Source organism: Neorhodopirellula pilleata (genome assembly GCF_007859915.1).
Classification (GTDB): Bacteria; Planctomycetota; Planctomycetia; order Pirellulales; family Pirellulaceae; genus Rhodopirellula; species Rhodopirellula pilleata.
On record NZ_SJPM01000001.1, the window covers coordinates 701,054 to 714,852 of the forward strand.

12 protein-coding genes and 1 riboswitch are annotated in these 13,799 nt (G+C 54.5%); of the genes, 6 read left to right on the forward strand and 6 right to left on the reverse strand.

What is annotated here, in order from left to right; all coding sequences use genetic code 11:
• Positions 1 to 93: 93 nt before the first annotated feature.
• Positions 94 to 1,269, reverse strand: coding sequence for a glycosyltransferase family 4 protein (locus Pla100_RS02365; RefSeq protein ID WP_146576050.1), 1,176 nt, complete (start codon positions 1,267 to 1,269; stop codon positions 94 to 96).
• Entirely contained in the window at positions 1,266 to 2,192 is a 927-nt protein-coding gene (locus tag Pla100_RS02370; protein ID WP_146576051.1) for a polysaccharide deacetylase family protein, read from the reverse strand. The genes Pla100_RS02365 and Pla100_RS02370 overlap by 4 nt, the downstream gene beginning before the upstream one ends.
• A gap of 185 nt (positions 2,193 to 2,377) precedes the next feature.
• Between Pla100_RS02370 and Pla100_RS02375 the strand changes: the two genes are divergently transcribed.
• Complete coding sequence (locus Pla100_RS02375; RefSeq protein WP_146576052.1) at positions 2,378 to 3,658, forward strand: BaiN/RdsA family NAD(P)/FAD-dependent oxidoreductase; 1,281 nt, start codon at positions 2,378 to 2,380, stop codon at positions 3,656 to 3,658.
• Between the two features lie 25 nt (positions 3,659 to 3,683).
• On the opposite strand, the gene Pla100_RS02380 is transcribed toward Pla100_RS02375, so the two are convergent.
• From Pla100_RS02380 to Pla100_RS02390, 3 genes are all read right to left on the reverse strand, one after another.
• Positions 3,684 to 5,123: a UDP-glucose 6-dehydrogenase gene (locus Pla100_RS02380; protein ID WP_146576053.1), complete on the reverse strand. Its 1,440-nt coding sequence runs from the start codon at positions 5,121 to 5,123 to the stop codon at positions 3,684 to 3,686.
• A 142-nt stretch (positions 5,124 to 5,265) separates the two neighbouring features.
• Positions 5,266 to 5,820, reverse strand: coding sequence for a transcription termination/antitermination NusG family protein (locus tag Pla100_RS02385; RefSeq protein WP_146576054.1), 555 nt, complete (start codon positions 5,818 to 5,820; stop codon positions 5,266 to 5,268).
• Between the two features lie 80 nt (positions 5,821 to 5,900).
• Positions 5,901 to 6,257 (reverse strand): hypothetical protein, encoded by a 357-nt coding sequence (locus tag Pla100_RS02390; RefSeq protein ID WP_146576055.1) that lies wholly within the window; start codon positions 6,255 to 6,257, stop codon positions 5,901 to 5,903.
• Between the two features lie 635 nt (positions 6,258 to 6,892).
• A riboswitch (cyclic di-GMP riboswitch) is annotated at positions 6,893 to 7,007 on the forward strand.
• Positions 7,008 to 7,191: 184 nt separating this feature from the next.
• Between Pla100_RS02390 and Pla100_RS02395 the strand changes: the two genes are divergently transcribed.
• The 5 genes from Pla100_RS02395 (at position 7,192) to Pla100_RS02415 (ending at position 12,832) form a co-directional block, all read left to right on the forward strand.
• The gene (locus Pla100_RS02395) at positions 7,192 to 7,371 is read left to right on the forward strand and encodes a Flp family type IVb pilin (RefSeq protein ID WP_146576056.1); all 180 of its coding nucleotides are present in this window, start codon (positions 7,192 to 7,194) and stop codon (positions 7,369 to 7,371) included.
• 392 nt (positions 7,372 to 7,763) lie between these two features.
• Entirely contained in the window at positions 7,764 to 8,321 is a 558-nt protein-coding gene (locus Pla100_RS02400) for an A24 family peptidase (protein ID WP_146576057.1), read from the forward strand.
• Positions 8,322 to 8,532: 211 nt separating this feature from the next.
• A complete protein-coding gene (gene cpaB, locus Pla100_RS02405) occupies positions 8,533 to 9,618 on the forward strand; it encodes a Flp pilus assembly protein CpaB (protein WP_146576058.1) in 1,086 nt (361 codons plus the stop codon).
• 201 nt (positions 9,619 to 9,819) lie between these two features.
• The gene (locus Pla100_RS02410; protein WP_231602589.1) at positions 9,820 to 11,544 is read left to right on the forward strand and encodes a type II and III secretion system protein family protein; all 1,725 of its coding nucleotides are present in this window, start codon (positions 9,820 to 9,822) and stop codon (positions 11,542 to 11,544) included.
• Between the two features lie 52 nt (positions 11,545 to 11,596).
• Positions 11,597 to 12,832 carry an AAA family ATPase gene (locus Pla100_RS02415; RefSeq protein ID WP_146576060.1) on the forward strand — a complete coding sequence of 412 codons (1,236 nt, stop codon included), beginning with the start codon at positions 11,597 to 11,599 and terminating at the stop codon, positions 12,830 to 12,832.
• Between the two features lie 18 nt (positions 12,833 to 12,850).
• On the opposite strand, the gene Pla100_RS02420 is transcribed toward Pla100_RS02415, so the two are convergent.
• Positions 12,851 to 13,741 carry a DUF1559 family PulG-like putative transporter gene (locus Pla100_RS02420; RefSeq protein ID WP_146576061.1) on the reverse strand — a complete coding sequence of 297 codons (891 nt, stop codon included), beginning with the start codon at positions 13,739 to 13,741 and terminating at the stop codon, positions 12,851 to 12,853.
• Positions 13,742 to 13,799 lie beyond the last annotated feature (58 nt).

Here is a 13,799-nt window from a genome sequence, read left to right on the forward strand (position 1 = left end):
TCACTCAGTTCGCCGCATTCTAGCATATTGACATGCGCCGTCTCGCTCTTGATCGAGACGGCGGAGTCGAGTCCCTTTGGCGACCGCGCCGGCCTACGACGAAAGCGGCAGCGAAATCTGCCGCATCGAGATCGGCGAGCGTTTTTGTTTGACGGCGTGGATACGATGGATCAACTGGTCATACCCGTTGACCATCGAAGTGAGCGATCCAGTATCCATCACCAGTTGCCGACCTCGCTCTCCCATCGCCCGACGAAGTTGTGGATCGGCCAACAAGTCCGCGATGGCACCGGCGAACGCGTCCACATCCTGACTCGGAACGAGCCGACCGGTCTGCCCGTCGATCACGGTTTCGCCGATCGATCCGACATCCGTAGCGACAACCGGCGTCTGACAAGCAAGGGCCTCCAGGATCGAAACCGGAGACGCTTCGTTGAGGGAACACAGCGTGAAAATGTCACATGCGGACAGCAGACGCGGAGTGTCAGATCGGTTGCCGAGCAAATGAATCCGATCGTTCAAACCAAGTTCCGCTCGCAACGCTTCGATGGTGCCGCGTTCAGGGCCTTCACCAATAATCAGCGCGTGCAGGTTCGGGTATTTGTCGCGGAGGCGATCCATCGCAGCAACGAGCATCGAATGATTCTTTTCCGGCCGAAGCGCGGCGACGATGCCGATCAACGAATCCGTTGACGCGAGTCCGAGTTCTTGGCGAACTTGCGAGCGAGCTTCCGCGACCGGGTGAAAACGATCGCAATCGACTCCGTTTCGAATGACGTTGACTTTATGACTAGGAAACCCTTCGAACGTTTTCAGAAACTCACCGTGGGAGTCAGCAACACCGATGAACGCGTCAGTGATGGGCGTCAAGAGACGGTTCAGTCTTCCAACGCCATCGGGCCATCCGGTTGAATGCAGCGCCGAGGCGATCACACGAACCCCAGCGAGCTTTGCGGCCAGCCGGCCCCAAAACATCTTGTCACCGGCACCGACCGTAACAACGGCGTCGATGTGACGCTCGCGAAACAGTCTCGCTAGTCTGGCGACGACCATGACGTCGTACTTGCCGCCGACGAGGTTCGCGTGCAATGGATACTCTTTGGCGATCTCATCCCCGAGCGGTCCGGCTTCTTTCAAACAGACGATCTCTGGACGGACGCGATTCGGATCGAGTCCGCGCATCAGGCTGACCAAGAGCATTTCCGCCCCGCCGACCGGCATGGATGTAATCACAAAACAACAACGAATTGGTGGATTGCCAAGGGTCATGCGAGTGAGCTGTCGAGTTGGTTGGCAGCATTGGGTTCGATGAGCGAAGTCTGCATCGAATGATTCATAGCCGACGGAGGATTGACGATGATGTCGTTGAAGGGAAGCGCCGGTTCAAACTTTAACTTTCTTTCGTCAAAGGTCAGCCAATTCTTCAAGCGAATGAACTCGCGATCGCCATGAATACGTCGAATGTGAAACGAATCGTTGCCGACTAAATTGTAAGCACCAAAAGCACTGCAGACACCCGCAAGTCCGCATTGGCGTGCCGTCTCAAACACCGCCGGACGCATTTGCAACGGCATTCCAAAGGGAACCGCCATGTAGCGGACGGGGCCGCCGATCATTGCTTCGAGATCAGCCTTGGCATCGATGATTTCATGTTCGAGCTGCTCTTGTTTCGTGACCCGGTTGAAATCGACGTGGTTGGCCGTATGCAATCCGATCTCAATCCCGCCACAAGCGGCCGCACGCAATAATTCGGGTGTATCAACGGCGAGCGGCTGCCCTTGGGCTAGGTCGTGTTCGAACGGACGACCGTGCCGAATGTTCTCGGTCGTGACAAAGTAGGTGCATGGGATTCGGTGACGAATCAAGTATGGCAACGCGAACTGGGAATTCTCGGCATAGCCATCATCGAACGTAATGGCGACGGCGGGACGGGGCGAATTCCTCGTTTCGATCCGTCGTTGAACTTCGGCAAGCGAAATGATCTCGAAATTCTCGCGACAGTAGTCCATACTGCGTTGAAACCCTGCCTTGGAGATCGTCCATGAATTCGGGTGAGTATCCGCGACACGGTGATAGAACAGAACCGAAATGGGGGCCTCTTTGCGTGCACAAAGCTGATCGATTCGCGTCTTGCGCAGTGATCGTTGGCTGTGGTATCGCAAATACAGTGCGGTGGTTCGGACTGGGTTCATGGCGGTCGGGAAGATGTTCGCGGAATGTTTGTGTGGTCTTGGCGATTTTCCTACCCAAGGTTTAAGTTACATCCGCCATCGCGAGAGGGAATGAACGTCACTAGCTGTTGATTTCATCCATCGTCAAAGTGGAGCTTTCTGAATTTGACTGCTGGTACGATTGTGCCGATTGGTAGAGACATTCCATGGAAACAACCCAACGTCGACGAATCGTCATCATCGGTGCCGGCGCTGCGGGCATGATGGCGGCCGCCGTCGCGGCCCGTCGCGGCGCCGAAGTGATCTTGTTGGAAAAGAATCGCAAGACCGGTGTCAAAATCTTGATGTCCGGCGGAACAAGATGCAATTTGACTCAGGATACCGACGCGAAAGGGATCACCGAGGCTTTCGCTCATGCCAAACGTTTTCTACAACCGAGCGTGGGTCGGTTCTGTCCGGCCGATGTGATTGCCCATTTCGAGTCGCTGGGCGTCGCGACGAAACGAGAGGTGACCGGCAAGATCTTTCCCCAGAGTGACCGCGCGGTCGACGTTCGCGATGCATTGCATCGAGACATGATCAACGCAGGAGTCCGCTTGGAAATGGACTCGCCGGTACAAAATCTCAATCGGCTTGACGACGGCACTTGGGCGGTCACGACGAAGTCTTCCGAGGGAATGCATGAGGTGCTGGCCGACCGAGTCATCGTCACCAGTGGCGGTCAGAGTTGGCCGGGATGTGGCACGACCGGCGACGCATACGCTTGGTTGCGAAATCTCGGACACGAGATTGTTCGACCTCGTCCTGCATTGGTGCCACTGGTGGGCGGCACCGAGGCGACGCGTAGTTTATCCGGATTGACGCTTGATGATGTGATCGCGGAAGTGTTTACCGATCAGTTCAAATCAGGCAAGAAGCCGAAAGTGCAACGTCGATCGTCTTGGCTTTTCACTCACTTCGGATTTTCGGGGCCGGCGGCGATGGACGTCAGCGGCGCGATGACGGAGATGGACGAAATTCGGCAGGCGAGGTTGCGAGTTGATCTGATCCCTCAAGTCACCGAGGATGAATTGCAGCAGGTCTTCCGCCAACAAAGCGGACAGAACGGCAAACAACACGTCTCGACGGCGTTGGCGCGTTGGTTGCCTTCACGGCTGGCGGAGGTTCTTTCGACCGAGTGCGGGGCACGGACCGACGCGGGCGAGAAAACGATGGCGGAAGTTTCCGCCGAAACTCGACGTTGTCTTGCCGATCGGTTGAAACGATGGTCGTTGCCCGTCTATGACACTCGCGGGTTTGCCAAAGCGGAGGTGACCGCCGGTGGCGTTTCGTTGAAAGATGTCGACCCGAAGACGATGCAAAGTCGACGGTGCAACGGTTTGTTTCTCGCTGGCGAGGTACTCGATGTCGACGGTTGGATCGGCGGATACAATTTCCAAGCCGCCTTCAGTACCGGTCGCGCCGCGGCGATCGCGGCTTGCGAATAAGCTTCGACGCTTCGTTATCAGTCTTTCACCGTCGAAATCCGATGCCTTGATAGACGAAGCCATATTCATCGAGCGGTAGAGATTTCAACACGTTGCGTCCGTCGAAGACGAATGCAGGCTTTTGCATGGACCGATAGATCGCTGGAAAATCCACCTTGCCGAACTCATCCCATTCGGTCAACACCGCGATCGCATGAGCGTTGCAACAAGCCGCTTCGACGGAGTCAACGACCTCAACGTTCTCCGCGATCAGTCGGGCAGACGCTTCGGATAGTTCGGCGTCGCCGTTGCGAAGAACGTCCTGGAGATCCTTTTTGATCTGATCGGCGGTGACCTGAGGATCGTAGATGCTCAGCTTCGCCTTTTCACGTAAGAGGTCGCGACAGACATAGATCGCCGCCGATTCTCGCGTGTCGTTGGTGTCTTTTTTGAACGCAAACCCCCATATCGCGATCTTCTTGTCCGATACGGTGTTGAAAAGCGTGCGAACGATTCGATTGACGAATCGTCGTTTTTGATAGTCGTTCATTTTGACGACTTGTTCCCAGTACTCGGCCACCTCAGGCAAGCCGAAGTATTCACATAGATAGACCAAATTGAGAATGTCTTTCTGAAAACACGAACCACCAAACCCCACCGACGACTTCAGGAACTTGGGGCCGATGCGCGAGTCGGTACCGATCGCCATGGCGACTTCATCCACGTCCGCTTCGGTCGCTTCGCAGAGTGCCGAGATAGAATTGATCGACGAAACTCGCTGGGCCAAGAACGCGTTGGCGGTCAGTTTCGATAATTCACTACTCCAAAGATTCGTCGTCAACAGTCGCTCGCGAGGCACCCAATGGGCGTAAACATCGACGAGTGCTCCGATGGCCGCTTCGGACTCGCCGCCGATCAGGACGCGATCGGGCGAAAGCAAGTCTTCCACTGCGGTGCCTTCGGCCAAGAACTCAGGGTTGCTCAGAACATCAAACGTAGCGCCCGAAGATGATCCACTCAAGATCGCCTTGACGGCTTCAGCGGTTCGGACAGGCAAGGTCGACTTTTCAACGACGATCTTGTGACCGGTTGAAACGTCGGCGATCTTGCGAGCACACTTCTCGATGAACTCCAAGTTGGCGGCCCTACCCGCACCGACGCCGAAGTCCTTGGTCGGCGTATTGACGGAAATGAAGATCATGTCCGCTTCAGCGATCGCGGAATCGACCTCACACGTGAAGTGCAAATTACGACCACGGCTTTCCATCACGATTTCGTGCAAGCCCGGCTCATAGATTGGTAACGTGTCGCTGTTCCACTGTGCGATTCGGGTCGCGTTAATATCGACGACACGTACTTCGATGTCGGGGCATTGCTTGGCGATCATCGCCATCGTCGGTCCGCCGACGTAGCCGGCACCTATGCAGCAAATTTTGCGAATCGGGGTAATCGTCGGGGACGCGTGTGCGGGCGAAACGGTCGTCATGGCTGAAAAATCGAAGAGATCAGAAAAGGATTCAGACGGGAAGTCGATCTTAATTCAACTGCATTCCATCCGTCTGAACACGAAGCCAGAATTCAAGACTTTACGATTGTAACGGTTGATTCGGCTGGGCAACGGGTGTGGGTCAGCTGATCGCTTCGAGCTGGCAATCTTCGAGTTTGACACTGACGCCTTGTTCCATGAACTGGACCGAGACGAGCAAGCGACGCTCATTCTCGCGGCGAATGATCGTCCCTTCGTATCCCGAAAACACGCCGTTTCGAACACGTACCCGCTCGCCGGGCTTCAAGCGACTCTCCAAGGTTAACGGCACGCCCATTTCGATCAAATCGCGAATTTGGCGGAGGTCTTTGATCAACTGGGGGACATCTCGAATCGGATCCGCTTTGAGCACGACGCCGGTGCAGACCGCCTCGTAACGGGTTTCGTTGTCACCCCTCAAGAAGACATAGGTCGAGAACAATGGCACGAACGACGTGCGAAACCGTCCGCTGGGGGAGCGAACTCGTTGCTCGATCAGGGGAGCGTAGTGCGGAATGCCAGAGACTCGAAAGAGTCGCATAATTCGCTTTTCTTGCCGTGTTCGTACGTAGAGCAACCACCAAGGCAAATCCAACGACTCGTCTTGGTCGAGGAGGTCGACGGGATGGCAGTCCGGTTCGTGAGGAAGAATCGGCATGGGGACTAATCGAGGGGGATTGGCACAGCGAACTCGTTGATCGATCCACTGCGTTCTGAGCGGACACGATCGTTCATCGATTATCTTTTATCGTCTCGATCGAGTGGATAGTCCAGCAGGCTTATCGGTTCGGCCGAATCACTGATCTGCCACAGCCTTCGATAGCCGCTTGAGACGACGTCCGTTTTTCTCGCGACGAATTCATCGTCGAGATTCTCAGATGCAAACGGCCCTATCATTATCATCGGTTCGAACCGTTCGTCGACAATATATTGCGAGAGGGTTGGATTGCAACGCAGATGACGTTCGGGCGAAAGGTGCAGTCGCTCGGCATCGAGTTCGCCAATGACGTAGCGCAGGTAAAGATCGCTTTCGACGATCGACGTGACTTCCAAGCCACAGACTTCGCACAGATAGCCTTGATCGCATTTAGCCACGAGAAAACGTACTCCTTCGACTGGAAAAAAAGGCGGCTACGCCGCAAACCTACAAGCGCGACGCGCGAGCGAGTGAATTCATTGGGATTGGGAGTTTTGGAGCGGATTCCCTCGCTCGCGATTTTTGAAGTTGCGCTTTTGCGTGTGGCATTGGTTTTTCGTAACCCGACGCGTAACGGGCTGTTGATTTAATCGTAACCCGATGCGTCAGCGAGGGATTCGGCGCCATTAAGTCCTCTGTATTTATCCCTCGCTCACGCTTCGGGTTTCGATGAGGACAAAATCAACACGCCCGTAAGCGAGGGATGAGTCGATATCAAATATCCCTCGCTTACGCAGCGGATTACGAAAAAAGTGCAACTTCAAATCTCGCGCTTTAGGCTTGTATCGATTACCTTCAAACAACACCGAACGCGGCGATAGCTGATGTAAAAAAGCAGCCGCGATCGGGAGAATCGATACGACCGGGCCTTTTCACTGATCATTAAGGTCGCCGTGACCCAACTTTTTTGACTAGCAGGTTTCGTAGCGTAGGTTTCGGTAGTGAGAGAGACGAGATCCTTGTGGTCTTATCGCCCGCGCCGAGATTCTCATGGTGTGTCGCTATGAAGTCTAGGTTCGGGTCAGCCGAAGTTCCCTGACAAAGGCAAACCGTTCGAGAGGGCGGGGCGCAAAACCACGGGTCCGTGAGTCGGTTTGATGTAATCAGTTTTGCATCAGGCTTGGCTTCAGGAAAGCCGGGTTGCCTGGAAAAGTGGCGATGGTTTCGATTCGAACGAGTCGGAACCAACGTGTGCTGAACCGCGGCGTGTCAGACGAATTATCGTTCGACGGAGGCTGCTTACAACGAGTTGATCCACTTCGGATCAACTGATTTAACTGTCGCCGGGTCGCCTTCCATGCGGTGGTGCCCACGAATCGTCTGGAGATAGACATGAAGAAATTTGCTGAAAGTGTTGTTGAATTCCTGAAGGAAGAAGACGGACCGACTGCGGTTGAGTATGCCGTTATGTTGGCGTTGATCATCGTGACCTGCTTGGTTGCTGTTCGTTTGGTCGGTACCAACGCCAGCGCCAAGTTCAACGAAACCGCTGCCATCCTCGCCGCTCCTTGATATTGCGGCTAGAGCTTAGCGCTACGGTCGAGATGACTGTCGCGACGCTCGTATGACTCCGGCGAACAAACCCGGGGACGCGTTGGGAATTCTTCCCGACGCGCCCCGGTTTTGCAACGCTGGTAACTGATGGATTGTTTCGCATGATCCTGTGTCGTTTCTACTTTGAACTCGCGTTGTCGCTTTTTGAATTCGTCGTTCCATGAACTATCCACTGCTGCCCGCCGATACCGCTGCTTATGCATGGCAACTCGCCTGCTGCGGATTCACACTGTTTTTTGCACTGATTAGTTTCGTGATCGGACCTCGATAAGCGAGTTTTCGCTTAGTCGAGCACTTTACCAAACACACTATTCGCCGAGCACACCGGCGAACGCACCCGGGGAAATAACATGGCCACCTTGCTTCAAGCCATCGCTGAAAATTGGACGATCTGGTTTGTTACCGTCGTCTTGATCGTCGCCGCCGTCATCGACGGCATGATCCTGAAAGTTCCCAATTGGTTGACGTTTCCGTTCATCATTTGCGGATGGATCCACTGTACCATTCAAGCCGGATTACCCGGTTTAGGGTGGAGCTTGTTGGCGACCTTTGGCGGAATGATGATGTTGCTACCGCTGCGAAACGTTGGCGGCATGGGTGCCGGAGACGTGAAACTACTCGCCGGGATTGGTGCCTGGTGCGGCTTGTGGGTAACCCTGCAAGCCTTCGCCGCCACCGCCATCGTCGGCGGAATCATGGCCGCCTTCATGATCTGGAAGAGCGGTGACTGGATCAAACATTACGCCATGGGACTGAGAATCCTTCACGAGTGGAAAACCGTTAAGAATCCCGAACAACTAGCCGCGATCGCTCGTGAGCGAAAACCAACCATGTACCTGTTGCCCTACGGTATTCCGATGGCCATCGGAACGATTCTCCTATTCGCATCAACCGGAATGTTGATCTAGGGGGGTTAGGGGTTTTTTCGGGAATGGTCGGTTCACGTTTGAGTCGCACGTTCCGGCCCGCCGATGAGAGGAAGACGACTGATTCAATGGATCCGCACGGACGCCGACAAAGAATCCAACCTTTTGTCACTTTGAGCCTTGTTCTCAATTCAAGTTTGTCCTGCGGCTCAATAAGAGCCCATTCATTTAGTCCTACCTTTAATACTTCGTCATGAAAAATAAATCCGTTCCCCTGCTAATGGCCATCGTTTGCGGCACCATCGCCGCAATCGGATTAAGTCAATGGATGCAGGCACAATCGTCGACCGAAGCTGGTGTTGCGACGGTTGAAATTTTCGTGACCGCCAAAACGATCGACATTGCTGAGGAAATCACGCCGGATAAAATCCGTTTGGAGCAATGGCCCGCCGACCGCGTTCCCAAGGGAACCAGTGGACAGCTCAAGGACATCGAAGGCAAATTCGCGCGTCAACGTTTTTACGAAGGCGAACCGATCATGCCGGTCAAGTTGATGGACGACTCAAACGGTTCTTCGCAAACGATCCCCCGTGGTTACAGTGTTGTATCGATGCGAGCAGATCCTGAAAGCAGTGTGGCGACTTTGGTACGACCGGGCGACCGGGTTGACGTCGTTGCTTACTTCACCAAGAGTGAATTGATTCCCGAGACGATGGCGAAAACCGTTCTGACTGGTGTTCGCGTGTTCGCAGTGGATGGTCGCACTGACCGCGAAACCGAAGAGGACAAGACCAAAGCGGCTCGATCGATTTCGTTGCTGATTCACAAAAACGATACACCTGCATGGACCTACGCCAGCGAGTTGGGAAAAATCCGCTTAACGCTGGGGAATCCAACCGACATCATCGACGCTGTTAGTGAGAATGACGGAAACGGTGCCGGTCAGGAGTTTTTGCAATGGCTCGCCGACCATCAAGCGGCTCAGGCAATCCGCCAAGCTGAATCGAAAACCCCGATTACAACCGTCGTCAAGCAAGAACCCGTTGCCGTGAAGGAAAAAAAGAACGGGTTCAAAATGTTGAAGCTGTCCGGCGGCGTGCTAACCGAGTATTGGATCGAGGAAGGCAAGCAAGTTCCCGTTATTCTTAACGAATCGGGCAAGGGCGGCGTCCAAGAACAAGACGCAGACAGTCGCGTCGACAGCAATAATGCCGGCGGCCCAAAGGCACCACACGATTACAGCTACCTCAACGGTTCTGAGAGTCCTTTCTACCAGCCACCACGTTCGGCCGAAGGCGAACCAAGGCGTGTTGGAGAAGAGTCACCACCCCAAGAGTAATTTACGTCCCAACCGTTCCACTCCGGAATACCGTCATTTCGCATTTCGCAATGTGCGACAAGACTGTTCAAACGTACCATTGCGAGATCCGTTCAACGATGAACCCCGTGTTTGCCGATGGACTTATTATTAACTCACCGCTAGCAAGGATGTTACGGTGAGGTCTCAAACCAATCGACCCGACCGGCAAGGATGCCAACGATGCGAGCTAGTATCTCGACTAACAACTTCCCTTTTCTGATAGTAGCCGTTGCCGCGATCAGTCTTGGTTCGTTGAGTTTCATCGGTTCGGCGTCCGCGCAATCTGCGGATTCCGCTTCAATGCTTGCATCGATCGCCGGCGACCACAAGATTGCCAGTCCGGTCGAACGAATGGAATTGATCGTCAAGACGAGCCGCATCTTGTCGTTGGGAGATCGAATCCCACGGTTCCAAGTCCATAACGAAGAGGTCCTCGGCGCGACGCCGGTCAGTGAAAATCAAATTCAGATCTTCGCGAAGAATCCAGGAACGACGCAAGTCAACTTGTGGGATACCGAAGACAAACTCTACACCATCGACGTCACCATCGTCGCCGACGCACGCGAGGTCGAAGGGATTCTGAATTCGCAGTTGCCACTGGCGTCGTTGAAGGTCATGCCGATCAACGAAAGTGCGATCGTCTCCGGTTACGTTACCAGTGTGGACGATGTCGATCGGGCCGTCGCGATCATCGAGCAGTTTTATAAAGTTGTTATCAACAATATCGAAGTCGTCGGTGTGCAACAGGTATTGCTGCACACGAAGATCATGGAGGTCAGCCGCACGAAGCTGCGACAACTCGGTATCGACTGGTCATTGAACGAAACAAATTTCGCGCTCCTGAACGGTCCGAGTGAACTGCTCAACGTGCCGGCCGGTTTACAAGAAGGCGCTAACAATGCGTTGGGTTTCACTCCCTTCGGTGGCGCAACGAACTTGAGAGTCGCAATCGGAGGTGAGTTTGAGGCCTTTGTCGAAGCACTCGACGAGCAAAAATTGGTGAAGCTGCTGGCAGAGCCCACTGTCGTGGCCACACATGGTCGTCCCGCCCGGTTCACGGTCGGTGGACGTGTCCCGAACGTCATTCCAGGGGCAAACGGCCAGCTTCAAGTTACCTACGAAGACTACGGAACGAGCATCGATTTCTTGCCGTTCGTCGTGGGCCCGGGACGTATCCGACTCGAGGTTCGCCCTGAAGTCAGCGAGCCAGACCCGAGTCGTTCTGTAACGATCAACAATACGAACGTCAGCGCGTTCACCGCGAGGTATGTTGAAACCGCAGTGGAGATGCAAGCGGGACAGACGTTCGCTCTCGCCGGTTTGTTGCAAACCCGCGTCGACAGCATCGTCAAGCGAACGCCGTTCTTTGGTCATCTACCGTACATCGGAGCGTTCTTTCGTAACGTTCAGGATCAACACAACGAAATCGAATTGCTGATTATGGTTACCCCAGAACTGGTCGATGCGATGGATCCTTACGAGGTACCACGGGGTGGGCCGGGAACGAACTCAGATATACCTGACGAGCATGAGTTCTACTTCAACGGACATATCGAGGTACCCAACTTGAAGGGCGATGATTGTCACCAATCGGGCGGCGAATGTTACCCGGCTGATGTGGCACCTCATGGTGAATCGATGATCTATGAAGATGCAACGATCCTTCCTGGCGGTTTGGGAAAGAACGTTTCCAAACCCTCTGCTACGACACCGATATCCAACCGTCAAGCTTCTAGAGTCGCCTCGGTGCCCCAAGAGAACCAACCACAGCAACGTTCGATCAAGCCGACGTACCCGCGATCTCGCGTTGAATCTGGCACCCTATTGCCCGCTTCGGCCGTCATGCCCGGTGCGATGCCCGCTGTTGTTGGCGAGGGTGTCACCGTGATGCAACCAAAGTACTGAATCAAATTCCACACCGCCAACGCTCAACTTCCAGTTCTCCGAGTGATTGATTATGAGTAATGTCTTACGATTGGCCTTGGTCGATCCCAACGACGCTTCCCGCGAGTCGCTTAAAGCGATGTTGCTCGGGATGGATACGATTTGGTTGGAGGCGGATTGCTCGCGGTACGAGTTCTTTCCCGATATCATCGAGCAGACGACACCGGATGTCGGTGTCGTATCGCTGGACAATAACCCCACCACGGCGATCAACCTGATCGCCCGCATTACCGCTGAGTGCCCCGATACCGCGTTGTTGGCAGCGAGTGAAAGCAGTGACGGGCAACAGATTCTCAAGGCCATCCGTGCCGGAGCCCGTGAGTTCTTGACCCTTCCACTGGTCGATCAAGAGCTCTCCGAGGCGCTCGACCGCATCAGTATGGCAAAGTTCGGCGGCAACGACTCCCGCGGACGTGCGTGCCAGGTGATCGCGATCGCCGGCGCGACCGGCGGCGTCGGGTCGACGAGTACCGCAGTGAACTTAGGATGCGTGCTAGCTGAAGATCCGCGAAATAGCGTTGCCTTAGTCGACCTGGATCTGGCGTTGGGTGATGCGGACGTATTCTTAGACGCCATTCCTGACTATACGATCGCCGATGTTGTTCAGAACATCAGCCGTTTGGACATTCAGTTGCTTAAGCGTTCATTAACGAAACATAGCAGTGGATTGTATCTGTTGCCGCGTCCGGTCGAGTTGCATGACGTTGCTGGGATCCAACCAGACAGTCTGCGCAAGGTAATCGGTCTATTAAAAGCTTCGTTCAGCCATTTGATCGTCGATCTATCAAAGACTTACAGCGACTTAGACATGGTGGCGATCGAGACCGCGTCTAAGGTGCTCTTGATCACCCAACTGGATTTGCCGTGCCTTCGCAACGTTGTTCGCTTGATGATGAGTTTCGATGAGACCGAAGGATTGCAAGACAAGGTCGAGATCATCGTCAATCGTGCTGGACTCGATGCCGGTCAAATCAGCTTGAAGAAGGCCAAAGAAACATTGGGCCGTGAGATCTTCGCGTTGTTACCCAACGACTATCGTACGATGGTGGAAGTTCGCAACAATGGCGTGCCGTTGATTACCCAGGCACCCAAGGCGGCACTCACTCAAGCGTTCCGCGATATGGCGGCTCGGTTGGGTGGCGGAATCGATGCGGATGATCACGACGATCACCACGATTCTGAACACGCCTCCAGCAACGAAAGTCGTTGGAAACGCTTTTGGCCCGGCCAGACCAAAGCGAAGGGCTAATGATTCTTTAGTCAGCGTTTATTGGTCGGTCGGTTTCTCAAGGACTGCTTCCGCTTGGTCGCTACGTGCTACCAAGCTTTTATAGACGCTCGGGTCAATCGATTCGCTTAGGAACTTGACCGACGCGTCCCCCATCGCGACGGAAGCGCCTCCGGCATGGTGGCTAGCCAAGCCCCCGACAAAAAGCGGGTCGCGATAGGTCTCGATCGGTATGTCCGAATTGATCGGCGTGCCCGCATTCCGCAGACTGCTCCGCGTTCCGCTGAGCCATCCCAGGTCATACTCCGGTGGCGAGAGTTTCTCGCCAATGATGATCGTGTATGCCGAACCATCGGCGATATCGGATTCATCGATCCATCGATCGAGCATGAACACCCCGGTATCGAGCGGGCTGATCGGATTCGACTCCGCCGCGTGCAAGCCCACGTAGCTCGACGTGTTGGGCAGCTGAGTCTCAGCCGCAGCTGGACATCGCAGGAACGCCAAGTCGACTTCACGCGGCAATCGATTCGCCTCGGAATAGACTCCGTATTCGTATTGGATCGATTGGTAGAGACCCTGGCGATCCAGGTACGGCAACAGGCTGGAAATCCAGTTATGATGGTAACCCTCCGGCAGTGAACGGACAACTTCGTCGCGATCGAGTGCTTCGGGCGACAGGTCTTGTTCAGCCGAGCTAGGCCGGTTCAAGTTGGCATTGAACGAGAACGTACCGCCGGGAAGGTGTCCGAAGTCGTCGGCATAGGATTGCGTCGCGATTGCTAAACGGATCAAGTTTTGATCGCAATTACTTCGCCGCGTCAAGGACCGCACGTCACGGACAAAAGGAATCGAAATCGCGAGCAGGATGAACAAAATCGCCGCCACCACAAGGGCTTCGACCAACGAAAATCCGGCGGAAGACTTCATACACCCACTCTTGAATCAAAATTGCACCGTTACAAAAAAGCATCGGTTGTTATAGTAG